General features: G+C 40.3%; 19 protein-coding genes and 1 riboswitch. Of the genes, 2 read left to right on the top strand and 17 right to left on the bottom strand.

Annotation, left to right across the window (positions count from 1 at the left end; genetic code table 11):
• Nucleotides 1-201: 201 nt before the first annotated feature.
• The 6 genes from AC4HAO_RS01765 to AC4HAO_RS01740 form a co-directional block, all read right to left on the bottom strand.
• Nucleotides 202-567: a hypothetical protein gene (locus AC4HAO_RS01765; RefSeq protein WP_491134390.1), complete on the bottom strand. Its 366-nt coding sequence runs from the start codon at nucleotides 565-567 to the stop codon at nucleotides 202-204.
• A gap of 18 nt (nucleotides 568-585) precedes the next feature.
• Nucleotides 586-1,299, bottom strand: a complete 714-nt coding sequence (locus AC4HAO_RS01760) for a matrixin family metalloprotease (RefSeq protein ID WP_447452389.1) — start codon at nucleotides 1,297-1,299, stop codon at nucleotides 586-588.
• Nucleotides 1,300-1,405: 106 nt separating this feature from the next.
• On the bottom strand, nucleotides 1,406-2,191 hold the full coding sequence (locus AC4HAO_RS01755) for an alpha/beta hydrolase (protein WP_491092444.1): 786 nt from the start codon (nucleotides 2,189-2,191) through the stop codon (nucleotides 1,406-1,408).
• Nucleotides 2,192-2,275: 84 nt separating this feature from the next.
• Nucleotides 2,276-3,937: a ribonuclease J gene (locus tag AC4HAO_RS01750; protein WP_491134389.1), complete on the bottom strand. Its 1,662-nt coding sequence runs from the start codon at nucleotides 3,935-3,937 to the stop codon at nucleotides 2,276-2,278.
• Nucleotides 3,938-4,325: 388 nt separating this feature from the next.
• Entirely contained in the window at nucleotides 4,326-5,003 is a 678-nt protein-coding gene (locus AC4HAO_RS01745) for a YwaF family protein (protein WP_491134388.1), read from the bottom strand.
• A gap of 33 nt (nucleotides 5,004-5,036) precedes the next feature.
• Nucleotides 5,037-6,398: a UDP-N-acetylmuramoyl-tripeptide--D-alanyl-D-alanine ligase gene (locus AC4HAO_RS01740; RefSeq protein ID WP_491134387.1), complete on the bottom strand. Its 1,362-nt coding sequence runs from the start codon at nucleotides 6,396-6,398 to the stop codon at nucleotides 5,037-5,039.
• Between the two features lie 185 nt (nucleotides 6,399-6,583).
• A riboswitch (THF riboswitch) is annotated at nucleotides 6,584-6,673 on the top strand.
• Nucleotides 6,674-6,776: 103 nt separating this feature from the next.
• Here AC4HAO_RS01740 and AC4HAO_RS01735 point away from each other — a divergent pair.
• Nucleotides 6,777-7,343, top strand: a complete 567-nt coding sequence (locus tag AC4HAO_RS01735; RefSeq protein ID WP_491134386.1) for a folate family ECF transporter S component — start codon at nucleotides 6,777-6,779, stop codon at nucleotides 7,341-7,343.
• A 149-nt stretch (nucleotides 7,344-7,492) separates the two neighbouring features.
• Here AC4HAO_RS01735 and AC4HAO_RS01730 read toward each other — a convergent pair whose 3' ends face one another.
• The 10 genes from AC4HAO_RS01730 to gnd all read right to left on the bottom strand — a co-directional run bounded on the left by AC4HAO_RS01730 (nucleotide 7,493) and on the right by gnd (nucleotide 15,823).
• Nucleotides 7,493-8,443, bottom strand: a complete 951-nt coding sequence (locus tag AC4HAO_RS01730; RefSeq protein ID WP_491092449.1) for a bile acid:sodium symporter family protein — start codon at nucleotides 8,441-8,443, stop codon at nucleotides 7,493-7,495.
• A 249-nt stretch (nucleotides 8,444-8,692) separates the two neighbouring features.
• Entirely contained in the window at nucleotides 8,693-9,328 is a 636-nt protein-coding gene (locus tag AC4HAO_RS01725; protein WP_491134424.1) for a bifunctional 4-hydroxy-2-oxoglutarate aldolase/2-dehydro-3-deoxy-phosphogluconate aldolase, read from the bottom strand.
• Between the two features lie 17 nt (nucleotides 9,329-9,345).
• Nucleotides 9,346-10,017 (bottom strand): HAD family hydrolase, encoded by a 672-nt coding sequence (locus AC4HAO_RS01720; RefSeq protein ID WP_491134385.1) that lies wholly within the window; start codon nucleotides 10,015-10,017, stop codon nucleotides 9,346-9,348.
• On the bottom strand, nucleotides 10,004-10,438 hold the full coding sequence (locus AC4HAO_RS01715; RefSeq protein ID WP_491134423.1) for a PTS sugar transporter subunit IIA: 435 nt from the start codon (nucleotides 10,436-10,438) through the stop codon (nucleotides 10,004-10,006). The genes AC4HAO_RS01720 and AC4HAO_RS01715 overlap by 14 nt, the downstream gene beginning before the upstream one ends.
• A 72-nt stretch (nucleotides 10,439-10,510) precedes the next feature.
• A complete protein-coding gene (locus AC4HAO_RS01710) occupies nucleotides 10,511-11,014 on the bottom strand; it encodes a PTS sugar transporter subunit IIB (protein ID WP_491134384.1) in 504 nt (167 codons plus the stop codon).
• A 13-nt stretch (nucleotides 11,015-11,027) separates the two neighbouring features.
• Entirely contained in the window at nucleotides 11,028-11,891 is an 864-nt protein-coding gene (locus AC4HAO_RS01705) for a PTS system mannose/fructose/sorbose family transporter subunit IID (RefSeq protein ID WP_491134383.1), read from the bottom strand.
• A gap of 16 nt (nucleotides 11,892-11,907) precedes the next feature.
• Entirely contained in the window at nucleotides 11,908-12,732 is an 825-nt protein-coding gene (locus tag AC4HAO_RS01700) for a PTS mannose/fructose/sorbose/N-acetylgalactosamine transporter subunit IIC (protein WP_491134382.1), read from the bottom strand.
• 11 nt (nucleotides 12,733-12,743) lie between these two features.
• Nucleotides 12,744-13,850 carry an iron-containing alcohol dehydrogenase family protein gene (locus AC4HAO_RS01695; protein ID WP_491134381.1) on the bottom strand — a complete coding sequence of 369 codons (1,107 nt, stop codon included), beginning with the start codon at nucleotides 13,848-13,850 and terminating at the stop codon, nucleotides 12,744-12,746.
• 1 nt (nucleotide 13,851) lies between these two features.
• Complete coding sequence (locus AC4HAO_RS01690; RefSeq protein WP_491134380.1) at nucleotides 13,852-14,859, bottom strand: D-isomer specific 2-hydroxyacid dehydrogenase family protein; 1,008 nt, start codon at nucleotides 14,857-14,859, stop codon at nucleotides 13,852-13,854.
• Between the two features lie 10 nt (nucleotides 14,860-14,869).
• Entirely contained in the window at nucleotides 14,870-15,823 is a 954-nt protein-coding gene (gnd, locus tag AC4HAO_RS01685; RefSeq protein WP_491134422.1) for a phosphogluconate dehydrogenase (NAD(+)-dependent, decarboxylating), read from the bottom strand.
• A gap of 102 nt (nucleotides 15,824-15,925) precedes the next feature.
• Here gnd and AC4HAO_RS01680 point away from each other — a divergent pair, with 102 nt between their 5' ends.
• Complete coding sequence (locus tag AC4HAO_RS01680; RefSeq protein WP_491134379.1) at nucleotides 15,926-16,816, top strand: MurR/RpiR family transcriptional regulator; 891 nt, start codon at nucleotides 15,926-15,928, stop codon at nucleotides 16,814-16,816.
• Nucleotides 16,817-17,073: 257 nt separating this feature from the next.
• Here the strand turns inward: AC4HAO_RS01680 and AC4HAO_RS01675 are convergent, their stop codons facing one another.
• Complete coding sequence (locus tag AC4HAO_RS01675) at nucleotides 17,074-18,120, bottom strand: D-alanine--D-alanine ligase (RefSeq protein WP_491092450.1); 1,047 nt, start codon at nucleotides 18,118-18,120, stop codon at nucleotides 17,074-17,076.
• Nucleotides 18,121-18,137: the final 17 nt, after the last annotated feature.

Here is an 18,137-nt window from a genome sequence, read left to right as displayed (position 1 = left end):
AATATTTTATACTTAAAGAAAATCAGCTTAGCTTGCCTCACAGTTCAGAAGAACTGGAGAATCTGCTGGGGCGGGAAATGAAACTAACAGAGCTAGATCATAAGCCAGTGGCGTATCATGAGACTGTCAAAGAGCTTCAAAACCTTAGTTCTATCGCTTACACAGCAAAAACAATAGTTTAATGCTGATATTCCCGTATTTCTAACCAGGCAACTGCCCCAAAATAGTCTGATGCCGGTAAACCAGATAGAGTCCAGCACCAACAATAAGGACAAATAAAATCAGTTTGAGAAGCCCCCTCATAAAACGCAAAACCACTGTTAATAGCATGGAAATAATCAGCCAAGTCCAAGCTGTATGCCCAAAGAAATTCTGCAAACTAGCCAGACTATTATGGGTTAGATTAGTTAGCCAAGTAGGTAGCTGAGTCTTATCCCAGGCCAGCCCCAATTGATTTGCAATTGCTGAGCCAGTGGTATGCAGCCAAGCAAAAATTCCCGTATTAAAAATGACTAAGAAGGCTTGTTCAGGATATCGGTGTACCCAATTTTTAACAAATGAGAACATAAGACCTCCTAATTGATCCTAATCAGCGTAGAGTTCTTGAACGGCAGCTACATCAACCTCTTGGATACCATAGTATGAACCGGCCGACTGCATGACGGATGTCTGACTATCATCATGCTCCAAACCGATAGCATGGCCTAATTCGTGTTCAGCCGTATTAGTAATGCGCTCCTGCGTGTAACCATAGGCTGCATCCAAAAGGTAGTGGCTGTTGAGATAAACATCAGCATGTGTAATCCGATTACTCAAACTTTCTGTCGTTGTCTGGGCCTCGCCAGCAGCTTGGCTGTTAGCGTCCGAATGATCACTTAAAATGATGTCAGCTCCAGCTTTATCATGAACTTGCTTAAAGGTAAAAGCTCCCGTTGCATTCCAAGCAGCAAGCGCATCTTGGTAAGCCTTAACAAAACTAGGATTAGTTGACTCAAGGTAGACAGTTGCTGACGGTTCTGCCCAACGAGCACCCTTTTGGTGATTTGCCGTAACATCCGTTGTTAAATCCTGTAAGTTCCGATCAAGATTTTTGTTAGGAGAGATTTGCGCATTAACATTTGCAAAAGCTTCCTGAAGAGACTGTGCTACAGGCGAATGAGAGTGGTTGGCATACCAAAATAAGCACAGCAGCAAGGCCGCTAGGATTAGAACAGTCCTAACCATTCCCCAGAAAAATCGCCAAGCAAAACTAAAAATAGCTTTTGGAACAGCAAGAATAATACCTGACAATCGTCTCATAAATACCCTCCTTTTTATCAATCATTCTAAAGGAAAATAAGTATAACAAGAGGGACCCTAAAACACAAGCAAGAAGTCAGCCTGTCACAAATTTGTAAAGCAAGGCTTAGGACAAGCGCTCTTCCTTTACATAATCTAAAGGCAGCCACTCTAAAAAAGCTTCCAGCTGTTTCTCCCAATAGTACCATTCATGCCTGCCAGATGCTGTTCTGTAAGTGATGTCCAAGCCCAACTCTTTAAAGTCTGCCACAGCTTTCTCATTTGCTGGGTAAAGATAATCTTGCTCACCACACCAAGCATAAAACTTCGTTTTCATATCGTGCTGAGCCACCATAGTCGTTAAGTAATGCCTTTCAATATCACTTGACGATAAATCACCGAAAATCCCCTGCCAATAGCTGACATCTTCTTCAATACTATCACGCAGATTGCCCATATCAAATTGCAAAGCACCAGAAAAAGAGCCGGCATAGCCAAAATTATTAGTCAACAGAGCTAGCTTATAAGCACCATAGCCACCCATAGAAAGACCAGCAATATAGGTTTTTTCCCGTTTATCCGTCATATTTGGGAAAAAACGGCGCATAACCTGAGGCAGCTCTTTAGCAATAGCATCAAAATATTTGAGACCATAAGCCGTGTTCGTGTACCAAGCCAGATCCGTTGAAGGCATAACCACTATAAGGTTAGTGTGACGAAGTAAGCGCTCAATACTGGTGCGTTTCTGCCACGAATTATGGTTGCCTCCCATGCCATGCAAAAGATAGAGAACCGGAATATCAGTATCATCAACAGCTTCTTGCGCTATTTTAAAAGCATCCGGATAAATCACATTGACCTGCCGTTCATATCCCAATACCTTCGAATGATATTCAATTTGAAAAGATGCCATAAATCTATCTCCTTTTTTCAACAGGAAAAAGGCAGGACTCCCTGCCTTATTTATTTGCTTTACTGACTAAATCATTCCAACATCCTAACGCACTTCCATAATAACTGGTAGAATAGCCGGACGGCGCTTGGTTTGATCGAAAAGGAACTTATTGAGTTCATCACGAACCTGTCCCTTTAATTCACTCCACTCAAAACCGTCTGTTGCTAGATAATCTTCAACCGTCTTATTGACCAAATCTGCGCTTTCACGCAGGATATCCCTACTCTTACGGACATAGACAAAACCACGAGTATGAACCTTGGCCTTAGAGACAATCGTTTTTTGCTTTTTATTCACTGTAATAACAACGATAAAGATACCATCTTCAGACAGAATACGGCGATCACGCAGAACGATATTCCCGACATCACCAATAGCATTACCATCAATCATAACATCGCTAGCTGGCACACCGCCTTCATGCAGAAAGCCTTCCTCATTAAGCACCATGATATCACCACGCTTCATGATGTAGATATTCTCAGGAAGGATCCCCACCTCTTCAGCCAAATCGGCTTGCGCCTGCAGTTGGCGGTACTCCCCTTGAATCGGCAGAAGATAACTTGGGTGCAGCATATTTATCAGCAGCTGTAAATCGCGGCCATTAGCATGACCTGACACGCGCAGATTTTGCGTAATCAGCTTGACAGAACCGCCAGCCATGTAAATCATATTTTCGACACGAGCCACAACTGCTTCTTTGGCGACACTCGGTGTTGTCACGATATAAACTAAATCGCCATCTTTAATTTCAACATAACGGTGGCGTCCAATAGCCATTTTACGCAAACCTTCTAAAGGTTCTCCCATACGGCCTGTTTCCAAAATAATTAGCTCGCGGTCTTCAAATTTATGCATTTCTTTGGGCTTAACAATGAGCTTTTCATCTGCAATACTCAGCTTTTTCAAACGAATCGCTGTCCGCACAATATTTTCCACATCAAAGCCTGTCAACACAACTCGACGGCCATAATCCGCAGCCGCGTCAAAGACCTGCTGGATACGCGAGAGGTTGCTAGCCACCGCCGCGACAATAATGCGACCTTCAGCATCAGAGATGACATCGTCCATTTCAATCCCTACTTCAGCTTCACTGGCCACCTGCACCCTACTGTCAGCATTAGCTGAATCTGCCAAAAGAGCTAAAACACCTTCGCGGCCAATTTCAGCCAAGCGGGCAAAATCTGTCTGATACCCCTGACTGGCTGCTTGGTCAAACTTGAAGTCCCCAGTGTAGACAATATTACCTTGATCCGTTCCTAAAACAACCCCCAGACTCTCAGGGATTGAGTGAGTCGTACTAAAGAAAGAAACGACTGCATTCTGAAACTCGATCTCTGTTCCAGCATCAACAACATGGAAATTATTAAATTTCTTTGTCTGAGCGTTATTTTTCACAACGAGTTTAGCTAACTCAATGGTTAATTCTGAACCAAAGACCGGAACTCGTACATCCTGCAAAAGGTAGGGCAGAGCACCAATAGCATCGGCGTGACCGTGAGTCAGAAAGACCCCCTGCACTCGCTTCTTATTTTCAATAAGGTAATCCATATTAGGAATAACAACATCGACCCCTAATTGTTCATTTTCAGGGTACTTGAGACCAGTGTCTAAAATAAAAATAGATTCATTGATCTCAACAATATAGAGGTTTTTTCCGTTTTCACGAACACCCCCTAGGGCAATAATTTTAATATCACTCATGGTGACTCCCTTTCTAAGATACAAAGCCATTAAAGCGACTCAAAAGAAAAGTGCAAAAGGAAAAACCGTTATCCCTAAGATACGCACCTTTTTCTCACTATTCTTGCTGCTTGATCTTTCGGCGACAAGCTTCAGCGATTCAAACTAGGACACCGAACTCCACAGAGTTGTGGGCAGGCTCAATTAATAATGTTAGAGCATGGCTTCTGATTGTTTACGTTATTATCATGGTTAAACACCATATTTTCACCAACGGTCCTTAGTTTTTCAGCTTCCACCAACTAGTAATCGGGCAATAATGCTGAAAAATAAGTCGAATTACAGTCTCTATCATTATAGCATAAATGATAGGAATATGAACAGTGACGAAAGCAAAAAGAAAAAGCCTTCAGGCTTTCTTCCACCTTCTAAAAGAGAGTTCAACCAAAACCAAGGCTAGGCTAAAAACAGCAGAAACAACAACATAATTTACCCAAACATTGCTGTTATCAATAATCGGTGTAAAACGCATAAGACCGTAATTACCGCCAGTCAGATGATTAACCCAAAGAAGAAACAGGTCCAAGACAAAGGTATACCCCACTATCCTTGCCAAACTGAACCGAGTCTCTTGAAAGTAATTGAGCAAGTAAGCTAGACCGTTAACTAAAAGAGCAAAATGACCAATGAAAAAGGAAATCCCTGTAATATGTGGAAACGTATAGGGGTCTGGAACAGGATAGCCCAGAGCAAAAAATGCTCCGCCAAACCCCATCAAGGCAAGATAGTGTTTGAGAGGAAACTTATTTGGCAAAAGCACCAAACCAACCATAGCCAAACGACAATGGTAGAGAGGTAAGCTGTTAGCTAAAGGGATATGGCACACCAAATACCAGCTATAAAGTACCAGTAACTGCACAATCTGCAACCATTTAAAAAAATTAACATAGGCTGAACTTTTATAATAGCGGACGGTTAGGCCTATCAAAACGACTATTCCCATCAAAATCATCAGATACCAAAAACCTGTGATAGCTGGGGGTTGAGTTTCTACCGTTGTGAAAAAATTTAGAAAGAATTCTCCCATTCTAAAAGTCCCTTTCCTCTAATCTTACAGTACCTACAACAAGGCTTCTATAGCCTGGTCAAGGTGCATGGAATTCGAGCCCTTGAGTAAAATTTGATCTTCAGGCTTCAACAGTTTCTTAATCTGGTCAACCATCTCAGCGAACTGATCTTCTTGATCCGTCTTTTTAAAGTAATAAACTCGACCAACCGGAAACATTTGACCAGCTAACTGGGCCAAGCCAGCAATATCTTCTCCATAGCAGATAAGGATATCTAAATCGTCAGGATTAAGGTTCCTAACCATATCGGTGTGCATCTGTACCGACTGGGGACCTAATTCTTTCATATCAGCCAAGACAGCTAACTTTTTGCCACCCTCATTAGCAGGAATCGCAAGAAAGGTCTCCAAAATTAGCTTCATCGCTGTCGGATTAGCATTGTAGACATCTGCTAAGATGTCCGCACCATTACCAGCCTTTTTCCACTCCGTACGATTCTTAGTCAGACTCAAATGTTTGAGAGCTGACTGAATGCAAGAATCCGGTACCCCTTCCAATAGACCGACATAAGCTGCTAGCATCGCATTCGTAGCATTATAGCGCCCAGGCAGAGGCAATTCAATACCGCCCTCCAGAAAATTAACCTTAAAATGCAAGCCTTCCTTTTCTTCGACCAAATCAGTAATAAAAATGTCCTCATTCGCTCCAAAACGTACGGTTTGGCACTCTTTAGGCAAATACGCGTTAACAATTTTATCCGCAGGGACTACTAAGGTACCATCCGAAGGCATACCACAGGCAATCTGCATCTTCCCTTGAGCAATCTTATCCCTGCTGCCAAAAAATTCAAGATGAGCTTCACCAATCAAGGTCACAATCCCAATTTTTGGCCTAGCAATCTTGGACAAAAGCTCAATATCTCCTAGATGATCCTGCCCCATTTCCAGTACTAACTTCTGCGTATCATCAGGCATATGGAGAACTGTATAAGGTAAACCAATTTCATTATTGTAATTTCCCTGTGTCTTATATGTTTTATAAGTCGTCGCTAATACATCATGAATCATGTCCTTAGTCGTTGTCTTACCATTAGAACCAGTTACAGCAATGACCTCAGCTGCCATTTTATCTAGGTAATACTTAGCCAGAAGTTGAAAGGCTGACAGGCAGTCTTTTACCTGTATATAGGGGACACCAGCTAGTTCAATTTCAGAAAATGATGCCACAGCACCATTTTCAAAGGCCGTCGGAATAAATTCATGACCGTCCCGTGCCCCTTTGAGCGGTAAAAAAAGATCGCCTGCTGCAACCTTACGACTGTCAAATTCAATATTATGGATAGAAAAATCTTCAAAAACTGAAACGTCATTGAGACTGTTCACCACTTTTGCAATTTCGTGTAACGTTAATTTCATAAGAATTCCTTCATTATTTATCTTCAGCTAAACATTTATAAGAAATTATACCATAAATTTGCCATCAAACTGGCCTCTTTTAAGATTTAGGGTAGAAATCATAAAAACACGAACGTTTTCTATGAAATTATCTATAGAACTAGGAAAATACGCTAAAGAATGCTAGACTAACAAAGTATTTTTAATACAGAGTAAATGATTTGCGTCAAGTGTATGTGAATGGGATGTTGTCACATAACGAAGCTCAAGCGCGGTAAATCATTGCATCCGCTGTTTTTAATCAAGGATTCCCTAAGCCTAGCCATCGTTCTGTACACATCTAACTTAGGGCTGTCTCCATTTTAAACAGCTCCACTAAAATTAGTAAGGAGCCTTTTTATGTTCTCAAAAAATTATTTCCCTCAGCTCACAACTAAACAGTTAGTAACGTTAGCTATGCTAGTAGCCCTATCAGTCGCTGTTAGTAAATTTTCTATTCCAATCATCCCTCAGCAGCTGGTCTTCAGCCTAACCTTCCTTGTCTCAACCATGATTGGGGCAATCGGAGGACCTTTGTATAGCTTTATTTGTCTCAGTCTTATTGACATTGTAGACAGTCTGTCTGGTGGCACCTCCCAGTTTATCATCTGGTGGACCCTGCTTGAAGCCTCTCAAGGCGCACTGTATGGTATTTTCTTCTATGGTAAAGCACTCAGTTGGCACGCTAAAAAAGATTGGCTCTATGTTAGCCTAGCTACACTCACGATCATGCTGGTGGGAACCTTTATTTTTACCCCCTTGCTCATCCAAATTTATTACCATACCCCTATATCTGTTCAGTATCTAGCTGGTCGCTGGCTTAAAATTTTTGAAATTCCATTTCGGATTATTTTAACAATGCTGGTCATGACCCAACTGCAACGTCTCAGAGACTGGCGGCAATTGACCAATACTAGTCAAAAATAAACACTATAAAATCCCTGCTCATCGATGTATTGACCTCCATTCGTTATCTGTCTAACTTTTGGGGTGCATTACGCAGTGAACAGGGATTTTATACTATACAAGCCTAGTCAACTGCACTTCAGTCGGTCAAGCTTAATTCCCAATCTTTCTTAATCTTCTTGGACAACCAGCTCCTTGGAGTGATTCTTCCACCAAGACGATAATATCGAACCTGAGATATTATGCCAAATAGAGAAAATGGTTGAAGGAATGGCTGCTTGGGGAGTGAAGTATTTAATAGCCAGTGTTGCCCCTAAACTTGAATCCTGCATGCCGACTTCAAAGGTAATAGCTTTTTGCTGAGGTTCCTTCAAGCGCAGTAACTTAGAAAAGCCATAGCCTAAGCCATAACCACAAAGATTATGCAGCATCACAACAGGAATAACTAAGGCCGTAGCTGAAGTAAAGATATTAGCATGATTAGCTGATACGACTGCACCGATAATCAAAAGGATAGCTGCTTGGGATATCAGGGGCATGAGTTTAATAACTGAATCAATTTTATGAGCTAAGAGTCGATGGACGATAACCCCCAAAACGATAGGAACAACAACAATTTGTAAGGTTGATAAAAAGAGCTTAGCCGCCGGAACTGCAATAAATTGTCCTGCCAAAAGGGACAGGAGAGTCGGCAGCATCAAAGGAGCCAGCAAGGTCGATAAGACTTCAATTGAGACATCTAAAGCAACATCTCCGCCCGCAAGGAAGGCCATAACACTGGATGATGTCCCACTAGGGCAAGAGCCAACTAAAATTACCCCAGCTGCTGTTGCTCCCTTTAGGTGGAAAAGCAGACAGAGCAGCCAGGCCAAGCCTGGCATAATGACATAGTGAGCTACTGTTCCAAGAACAACAGGAATGGGACGCTTAGAAATCCGAATAAAATCTTCAGTCGTTAGAGTCAAACCCATCCCAAACAGAATAATTCCCAGTAAGTAGGACGTATTGGGAATAACCCAAGTGCTCGTTTGCGGCAGGACATAGTTAAATGCTGCCCAAATGATAACAATGACCGTGAACCATTTACTAAGCCATTTGCTAAACTGTTCAACTTTTTGCATAAGCTTTCTCCTCATTTCTACATAATTCGGCCCTATTATATACCTATATATCTGAATTTTCAAACTATTTTTGGGTTTTTCTGGAAACTTTTTCTGGAAATTGAAAAAAGAGAACCAATTTTGTTCTCTCCAGAGTATACTTTTCATCACCCACTACAGCTGACAAATGGTAGAAAAGAGCATTTTTTCCTACTAAAGCTTTAGCCTACACCTTCTTCGAGGTATTACACGAAATTATACGATTAACCACTATGATGAAGTAGGTTTGACCGCCACCGCCTCAATAAAAGTACGAGCAATTCGCGATACACTCTGATAGCCTTCTTTGGAAACGTTCTTGGTCAGCACACTTCCAACACCAATTGCACAAGCACCTGCTTTTTTCCAATCTCTGACATTATTTGTCGTTATACCTCCGGAGGGCATGAGTTTAATATCAGGAAGCGGACCATGCAGAGCTTTTATAAAATCTTTACCTATAGTTTCACTTGGAAATAATTTTATTATTTTTGCTCCCATTTTTGTTGCCTTGACAATCTCTGTTACGGTAGCACATCCGGGAGTGTAAACAATATCATGCTCACGAGCATAGGTAGCCACTTCTTCTGAACAGTGTGGACTGACCAAAAATTTCGCCCCTGCTCTATCGGCCTGCTCCGCTTGCTCGATATTCATAACGGTCCCTGCTCCAACGATAACTCCCTTATCGTTTTTGTAGTAATTTACCAACTCCTTAATAACCTTGTCTGCATTCGGTGTTGAAAAGGTAATTTCAATATTTTTGATTCCCCCTAGTACAGAATGCTTAGCAATTTCGATAGCATCTTTCTCATTTTTCCCACGAATGACTGCGAAAAAATAATTATTTAACAACTGTGTTGTAATCATATTGCCTCCTAGTACTAATTAAAAATACTCTTATAGGCTTCTTTTAGATTTGGAAAGGCCTCCTGATATATTTCTGAGCCATGCGGCAGTTGACCCAATTCCTCAGAGATCAGACAGACATCAATTCCTGCATTTTGAGCAGCCTTGACTCCTGTCAAGGTGTCTTCAAAAGCAAGGGCTGCCCTAGGAGATTGACCAGCTAAATCGAGGACTTTATTATATAAATCCGGTGCTGGTTTTACACACTCAACCTGATCTCCCGTCACAACATAGTTAAAAAAGCTACAAAGCCTTTGTGAGCTCAAGAGCTCATAAACACGTTGATCATTTGAAGAAGAAGCAAGAGCAATCTGATAACCTGTCTTTTTTAGAAGACTGCCCATTTCTACCGCAAAATATGCTGGTAGAACCTCATCTTCTGTTAATTTTTGATAAAAATAATTCTCTCGAATTTCTCTAACACCTTGCAACGTACCATTATCCAAAAATTTACCAATAGCTAAATTATTGTCTTGAGCGCTTTTGCCAGCCATTGAATTGATAAACTCATCGCTAACACAAATCCCAAAGGCATTAAGTCCTCTTTTCCAGCCTTCTGCATAAATTTTTTCAGAGTCAAAAAACAAACCATCCATATCAAAAATCACTAACGATTTATCCTTAGCCTCTATTTTAGAAGTCATCATCGTCATCTTCCTTTAAAGAATCACTGATATGCCAGATAGTCTCTCTTGAAGGCATAAATTGCCCCAGACTATCAACTACTCTTGTGATATCAGAGTCTAGATTTTTATGATTGAGTGCTTCCAAAACCATGGGCAGATTGACATTACTAATGACAAAAACTTTTTTTGCCTCCTCATTACTTAAGCGCCTTACAGCAAGTACTGCTTGGTTATAGGGAGAAGCTCCTATCAAATCAACAAAGACAATCGTTCCATTAGCCAAATCCGATTCTTTAATTTTGGCAAATAAACGCTCGCCAAAGTTCTCCACACTTTCTCCAGCTGACAGTTCTTCCACTTCTATATCTGAAACATCTCCCAAAATAACAGCCAGAGCATCTCTAAAACCTACCGCAAGTTTACCATGACTAGCAATGATCATATCCAATTGTTCCACCTCTTTCTGTATCTGCTTTAGAACTCAGAACCAAAGAGTATATTCACCAAACTTATATTATAAGCTGAATTTTTTCAAAACTTCATTCAGCGATGTTTTCGATGCTGCTGGTGTCGCTTGAAAATATATATCACCAACACCATAGCCATCTCTTAAATCCTTTAATAACTCTGCATCTGCCTTGCCCAAATGAACAGATTTTGTCACTAAAATATCATCATCCTTTTTCTTAGCTATTCCGCCGATATTAAGCTCAGAAACAGGTATTCCGTATCTCACCAGATTTGCAATGGTTCCAACAGTTTTAGCAATCAAAATACAGTTGTAATCCTTAAAATGGTATTCATCCCAGTAGTATTTTGCCCTATCTTCTGACATAACAATAGTCTTTTGACCCGTCCTATTACCGGCACTTTTGTATAAATCCTTCATAAATTTATCTTGAGCAACAACATCATCAACAACAAAAATTGAATTCACACCATTGCGCTGAGACAACGTTATCATAACTTGACCATGTATCAAACGTTCATCAACTCTCGCTAAATTAACAGTTCCCATACTTCTTTTCCCCTTATAAAATTCCAATTGCAGCCAAGACAGCTAAAATAAGCGTCAGCCACAGCAATGATTGTGTAACTTTCAGACCCTTTTTAACATAGTATAAATAAACCCCTATGACTACAGCCAGAGGCAATAAGCCCGGAACAATTTTATCCAGTAAATCCTGAATAATAAACTCTTTGCCTGAAAGATTAAATTTCAAACTCGATGTTACGGTTACATAATTTCCTGCAAGAACCCCCATCATGAATAATCCCAAAATAGACAATAAATTAATCGCATTCTGTACTCCTGTGCTATGCATCAGGCTTGTCGCATTGCGGCCTAAAGAGAAGCCTTGTTTTGCAAAGAACAAACCAACAAATAATTGGTAAACAGCAAAACAAATAAAAGGAAATAAAGCCCCCAGCACATTGCCTGACTGTGCCCATGGTACAGCAATAGCTATAAAGATATATTGTATAGTTCCGGAATCAATAGCATCACCAATCCCTGCCAGAGCTCCCATTAGACCTGCCTTTGTGTTATACATTAAATCATCACTCATTGTAATTTCTTCATGCACACTTTCTTGGCGGGCCCGCTCTCTTTCCATAGAAGCCATAAGACCGGTTATCACGCCGCCTCCCCAAGTCAACTGGGTATTAAAAAACAGCAGCTGACGTTTATAGGCTTCTCTCCTTTTCTCAGGATTTTTATACAGTTTATTCAAGACCGGCATCATTGCATATAGTAAGGAAGATGCTATATAACGATCAAAGGAATGCGGAATTTCATTGGCAAAATGCCATCTTAGATAAGCTTTATTGACATCTTTTTGCGTAATTTCTTCAGGCTGATTGGCATTAGTCGTTTTACTGATATTTGAAGCCATTTTATCTACCTCTCATTTAAAAATCATCATCGTCATCTTCCAGACTGGTTGACGCCCCTGAGGAACCAGCAACTTGTGTATTTGTTTTAGTAGCCATTACAAAAATCACGGCGACAATCGTTCCCAAGATCGCATAGGTTACCATGGTTACATTGGAATCTTTAAGAATAATAACACTGGCAAAATAAGCTAAAAAGAAGAAAACTAAATAGTCTTTGCGCCCGATAACATAGATAGTGGTCGCGATACCGATAGCAGCTAAGCCCCCACCGACAACTTCCAAAACGTGTAAGATAACAGTTCCTTTTAAGGCAGCAATGACATCAGCAATAACTGGTGTTCCCCAGTATAAAGCGACAAAAATCAAAGGAACAAATAAGATAAATGAGGCCAGTGTTGGATATAAAATGATTGAACGCTTGATAGCTTTTTCATCCATCTTTTCAACTGCACGATCAGTATACTTACCAAGAAAGGTATTAAGAAAGAAGCGAAGCTGGTATAAATAACTGCCTAATAAGCCTACAGGAACCGCTACTGCAATAGCTGCCTGAGGTTTCAGGTTACCTAACAGTGCTACAGGGACAGCGATCGCAGCAGCAACTGCTGGTTCAGAAGGCATTGATCCGCCCGGTGAAAACACCCCCATGTAAATCAATTGCAGTGCTGCAGTAACAATCATAGCATGATAGATATCTCCCATAACAAAGCCACAGAACAAGCCCGTCATAAGAGGTGAAAATCTTAAAGTCAATGTTGCACCGCCGCCCAACCATCTGGACATAATAGCAGCAACCCATAGACCTATGGCTAAACTTTGAACAGCTGTTAAAGTTTCCATCCTTTTTCCTCCTATTTTTTGTTTGCAATATAATCTTCCAACTTCAATAGTTTTTCTTTTAAAGCCTTTTTGCTAGTATCCACCGGAATCAAATGAACTTTTTCTTTACTATCCATAAAAGCCACTATATCATTGATAACGCTTTCATTTTTAGGAAAAATTCCCATAGCAGTCAAAGAAGTCGGCAACTTCATCTCATCATAGTAAGGCAATAGTTCATCAATAGTGTTCCACTTATCCTCAAGTGCTAACTGATAAAAAATACCGTAAGCAACTTTTTCACCGTGTAAATAAGAATGACTTTCCGGAATATATTTAGCAATCCCGTCATGCAAAGCATGAGCAGCTGCATTACGGGCATATTTATCACCTAACCCGCCAACAAGACCCGCTGTTCCAAAAATAATCTCGGAGCAATGGATGAATTCGTCTGTAACATTAACATCTTTCATGTCTTCAATGGCCTTGCTTCCATCTCGCATAAGAATATCTTTGGCGGTAAGAGCTGTGTAACGAGCCAATATCACAAAAGGTTCACTCTGTAAAAAAGTTTGCTGGGTTATCATATCACTCTCATACCATTTAGCCAGAGTGTCTGCTATTCCAGCGATAAAATAATTAACAGGCGAATCAATAATCAATCTGGGATCAGCTAGTAAAAAACGAGCCTGCTGCAGAAAGTGTTCTGTTTTTCCCTCAGACTCCCCGCTTTCTTTATACATTACTGATAAAGGTGTCCAAGGCGCACAATTACTGGCTAAAGTAGGAATAATACCGAAAGGTCTATTCGCAATATTGCTGGCATAACCTACAAGGTCAACAAGCTTACCGCCGCCAACTCCTATAACAAAATCAATCTTTTCATTCTTTATTTTATTAACAATTAAATCTGCACCATAGTAACTGCACTCACCTGTATATTGATGAAATTCAAACTCAAAATCTGAACAGGCTAGAAACGTAAGGTAAGGTTTGGCCTTTTCCCAAGAGACTGTCCCATGGACTACCAGCACTCTTTTAGCCCGCGCAGAATTAAGCAGTTTTTCAGTATCTGCGATTGCATTTTCGCCATAGCGGTAATACTGAGGACCAACTTTGACCTTAAAATCTTTCAGCATTTCAACCCCCTTCTTCTATCCATGAACTTTCCGCTTGAACACTGCGCACAGGTAACTTCCTCGCAGAAATATTTTCACAGTCTTCAACGCATTTTTCTCCCATTGCTTCCAGACACTCCATTGTGTAGGCTGAGGTATGTGGTGTAACAACGGCATTGTCAAAGGCCAAATAAGGATGATCACAGCGACCAGGTTCAACCTCAAGAACATCAGTAGCAAAACCAGCAATTTTCCCGGAGCTTAAACCTTCCACAATTGCCTCTTCTGAAACCAGCGCTCCTCGTGCAGAATTAGAGATATAAACATTGTTTTTCATTTTGGCAACTTCATCTTTACCGATGAAATGATAATTTTCTTCAGTTAGGTTGGCACACAGACATATGATATCTGACTGCCTTAAAACTGTGTTAAAATCAACCTTTTCAGCACCAAATTGCTCAATCTCTGCCCTTGAACGGTGGGGATCGTAAGCCAATACTCGACAGCGAAAACCATTTCTCACTGTTTCAGCTACGCAACTTCCTGTATTGCCAAGACCAATGACACCAACTATCTTGTTATAAAGCGTATGCCCGATAAACTGTGCTCGTTCCTCCCACTTATCGTCCTTAACTCTCTGCTGCGCCTGACAGGTCTTACGCATAACATTTAATAAATTAGTTATATTGTTACCGGCCACAGCATCACGCTCTACCAAAGCCGGAACAAGAGAAACAATTGTCTCGTGAACCTTTGCTGCTTCCAAGTCAACGTTATTATAACCAATCCCATGACGCGAAATAAGTTTTAAATCATCCTTATGCTCAAAAAAATCTTGGTTGAAAAATGGTGTCACGCTGGCAATGATCATATCATAGCCTTGCAAAGCTACTGCCAGTTCTTTACCAGAAACCGTCTGTTCAAATCTAAAATAATCTACTTGGCCAAGAGCCTTTAAACGGTCCATATGTTCCGGAAAAATTTTTCCAAAGCTGCTGGAATTAACAATAGCAATTTTATGTTTCAGCATCTTTTTTTCCTCATTCCTTTAATTTTACAGCATGCCCACCAAAGCCATGCCTTAAGGCAGCAACGACTTTATTGGAAAAACTGTCAGTAAGCTTACTTGAATTCCTGACAAATAAAGAGTTGGCAATGACAGGAACAGGCACCTCCAGCTGCAAGGCTTCTTCAACAGTCCATTGCGCCTCACCATTAGTATCAATAACACCTTCGATTTTTTCTAATTTAGAGTCATTTTTAAATTCTTTTTCGGCAATTTCTACCAGCCAAGACCGGATAACGGATCCATGATTCCAAACATTAGCCACTTTTGCATAATCATACTTGAAACCAGACGCTTCCAAGACAGAAAAACCTTCACCAATTGCCTGCATCATCCCATATTCAATACCGTTGTGAATCATTTTTAGATAGTGACCTGCTGATGGTTCAGGAACAAACAGGCATCCTCCCTCAATTGAAATATCTCCAAAGAAATCCGCTAGACCATCAAAAACTTCTTGCTCACCGCCAATCATCAGACAAGCTCCATAACGGGCACCTGAAACACCACCGGAGGTCCCGCAGTCGATAAAACCAATGTTTTTTTCTTTTAACGAATGATAATTTTTTAGGCTGTCTTCAAAATGTGAATTACCACTATCAATAACAATATCTCCTGCCTGTAGTTCTTCCTTTAGTTTGCCGATTAAATTATTTGTTATTGCTCCTGCAGGAATACTAAGAAGGATAACCTTCTTGCTTCCCAGCAAGTCAAATAAATTATCGAGCGAATCTGCCGTTTGAATTCCTGCTTTTTCTGATTTTTTCCGTACTTGAGACTCTTCGTCAAATCCTATAACATTCCAACCATGATCCTGAGCATTTAAGGCCAGATTTAATCCCATTTTGCCCAAGCCAATAATACCGATCGTTTTCATAAATATCCTCCCTCGTTTTAATTTGAGTTTAGTATATAATAAAAAATTTATTTTGTAAATAAAATATCGAAAAAATTTTTTTCTTATATAATTTTGATTTTTATAACCTTTTATCCTATAATTATTATCAAAAAGATGAGGATGGATACTCGTTTGAAAAATCAATATCTAAGTACTATTATTAACCGGCACAAGTATGAATTTAGCAATACCGATGAGCAGATCGCCAAATATTTTCTCTCTCTGGGTGATGATATTATCAATAAAACAATCGCTATCTTGTCGGAGGAAATCGGTGTCTCACAATCATCTATCTTTACTTTTGTTAAAAAAATCGGTTTTAAAGGGTTCCAAAATTTTAAATTATCTGTTGCTTCAAATCTAAAAAAAGAAAATACCAACGATGGACCGGCTAATATTTTAACAAGTATCAATGATATTTCTGACTCAGATTCCAGCTCTGAAGTTGCCGAAAAAGTTATCTATTCTAATATTCAATCACTTTATTCCATCATTGAAACGATCCCTCAGATTCCTATTGATCAGATTATTAATATTATTGAAAAATCAAGAACGATTTATTTCATGGGAATTGGGGGATCATCGATCCTAGCATGGGACAGTTACCACAAGTTTTTGCGAACGAAATACAACTGCAGCTACATTTTTGATTACCATATGCAATTGAGTCAGGCCTCCAAACTAAATGAAAGGGACTGTGTCTTTTTGTTTTCACATTCGGGAGAATCTATTCAAACGATTGAACTAGCTCGCGCTGTACACTCTAAAAAAGGGAAAATTATTTCTTTAACTGGCAACCCAAAATCAGAACTAGTCAAACTATCAGATGAGTGTGTTATCGTTAATTCTCAGGACTCTCTATTTCGTGCTGAATCTCTAACATCCCGAATACTCTATTTAACGATCTTAGACATTATTTATGTCAATCTAATGTTTAAAGATGAAGCCTCCAACACCCAGTCACTAATGGGTGTCCGTAACGCCCTAAAAATAACAAAAAATGGGAACAATACTACTTGGTAAAAACACATTTCAATGAGCAGCTTACCCTTACAAATAATAAAGACTCCATAATCTCCAGAGTGGGTTACCCGCTACAGAAATTATAGAGCCATAATAAAAAGAGTCTGGTTCAAAGTCCAGACTTTTTAGCATATTCTACATTTACTAGATTGATACAGCCAACCTGATCAACTGATTTTTTCCCACTCTCTTTTTCAATGGTAGCTGAAAATACTCTTACAAAGCTGACAGTCACAATAGTTTTGCTCGTTTTACACTTATAATAAGTGTCCCTCGCGTTTACCAAACATTTCCTGAGCCAGACGGGTCAGCTCGGTAATCAACTCTTTATATGGAAGTCCCATATTTTCCCATAGAAGCGGATACATGGACCATTGAGTGAAGCCTGGCATAGTGTTAAGCTCGTTGAGGTAGATCTCACCGCTCTCAGTTAGGAAGAAATCACAGCGAGACAGACCGCAGCCGCCGATAGCACGAAAGGCTGTCTCAGCGTAGGTCTGCATCTTAGTCATAATTTCCTCAGATACTTTGGCTGGAATATCCATAGTAATCTTGTTATCAATATACTTGGCCTCGTAATCGTAGAAGGCCACATTCTTGACGACTTCACCCGGCTGCGTCGTCTTAACCTCAGTATTGCCAAGAATACCGACTTCAATTTCACGCGCCTTGACACCTTGCTCAATCAAGATACGGCTGTCGTATTTGAGAGCAAGAGTAATAGCTGCTTCCAACTCGATCCGATTGCCAGCCCTAGAGATCCCTACAGAAGATCCCATATTAGCTGGTTTAACAAAGACTGGATAAACAAGTTGGTTATCTACCTGAGCAATAGTAGCTGCTATATCCTGTCCCTCCATATAAGTGACATAAGCCACCTGAGGAACACCGGCTGATTCTAAAACATGCTTAGTGGTAATCTTGTCCATAGCAACACTGGATGAGAGGAGGTTGGTCCCTACATAAGGCATCTTCAACACCTCCAGAAAACCCTGAATAGAACCATCCTCGCCCATAGGACCATGGAGCACTGGAAAAACCACAGCCTTCTCCTCATAAATATCACTTGGCTTGATCTTTGCAGTCATATTAACCGTTTCATTGGTCATCAGTTTCTCATCATCCTGAGGTTGGCTGGTAAACTCTTGCGTCTTGATAAAATCACCAGCCTGGGTGATAAAGTAAGTCTTGACAGTAAACTTATTATAGTCAACGGCACGCATGACGCTTTCAGCCGACAAGACGGATACCTCACGCTCTGCCGAGCGTCCACCGTATAATAAAACTAATGTTTGTTTAGACATAAGTTCCCTTTTCTATC

The organism is Streptococcus sp. ELY_137, from assembly GCF_058314515.1.
Note: the sequence above shows the minus strand (reverse complement) of the source record. Positions and strands in the feature narration are given on the sequence as shown.

Bases quoted from the DNA above. Each gene is read 5' to 3' on its own strand.
- AC4HAO_RS01765 (WP_491134390.1), bottom strand. From the start codon at position 567: ATGTTCTCATTTGTTAAAAATTGGGTACACCGATATCCTGAACAAGCC.
- AC4HAO_RS01760 (WP_447452389.1), bottom strand. From the start codon at position 1,299: ATGAGACGATTGTCAGGTATTATTCTTGCTGTTCCAAAAGCTATTTTT.
- AC4HAO_RS01755 (WP_491092444.1), bottom strand. From the start codon at position 2,191: ATGGCATCTTTTCAAATTGAATATCATTCGAAGGTATTGGGATATGAA.
- AC4HAO_RS01750 (WP_491134389.1), bottom strand. From the start codon at position 3,937: ATGAGTGATATTAAAATTATTGCCCTAGGGGGTGTTCGTGAAAACGGA.
- AC4HAO_RS01745 (WP_491134388.1), bottom strand. From the start codon at position 5,003: ATGGGAGAATTCTTTCTAAATTTTTTCACAACGGTAGAAACTCAACCC.
- AC4HAO_RS01740 (WP_491134387.1), bottom strand. From the start codon at position 6,398: ATGAAATTAACGTTACACGAAATTGCAAAAGTGGTGAACAGTCTCAAT.
- AC4HAO_RS01735 (WP_491134386.1), top strand. From the start codon at position 6,777: ATGTTCTCAAAAAATTATTTCCCTCAGCTCACAACTAAACAGTTAGTA.
- AC4HAO_RS01730 (WP_491092449.1), bottom strand. From the start codon at position 8,443: ATGCAAAAAGTTGAACAGTTTAGCAAATGGCTTAGTAAATGGTTCACG.
- AC4HAO_RS01720 (WP_491134385.1), bottom strand. From the start codon at position 10,017: ATGATGACTTCTAAAATAGAGGCTAAGGATAAATCGTTAGTGATTTTT.
- AC4HAO_RS01715 (WP_491134423.1), bottom strand. From the start codon at position 10,438: ATGATCATTGCTAGTCATGGTAAACTTGCGGTAGGTTTTAGAGATGCT.
- AC4HAO_RS01710 (WP_491134384.1), bottom strand. From the start codon at position 11,014: ATGGGAACTGTTAATTTAGCGAGAGTTGATGAACGTTTGATACATGGT.
- AC4HAO_RS01705 (WP_491134383.1), bottom strand. From the start codon at position 11,891: ATGGCTTCAAATATCAGTAAAACGACTAATGCCAATCAGCCTGAAGAA.
- AC4HAO_RS01700 (WP_491134382.1), bottom strand. From the start codon at position 12,732: ATGGAAACTTTAACAGCTGTTCAAAGTTTAGCCATAGGTCTATGGGTT.
- AC4HAO_RS01695 (WP_491134381.1), bottom strand. From the start codon at position 13,850: ATGCTGAAAGATTTTAAGGTCAAAGTTGGTCCTCAGTATTACCGCTAT.
- AC4HAO_RS01690 (WP_491134380.1), bottom strand. From the start codon at position 14,859: ATGCTGAAACATAAAATTGCTATTGTTAATTCCAGCAGCTTTGGAAAA.
- AC4HAO_RS01675 (WP_491092450.1), bottom strand. From the start codon at position 18,120: ATGTCTAAACAAACATTAGTTTTATTATACGGTGGACGCTCGGCAGAG.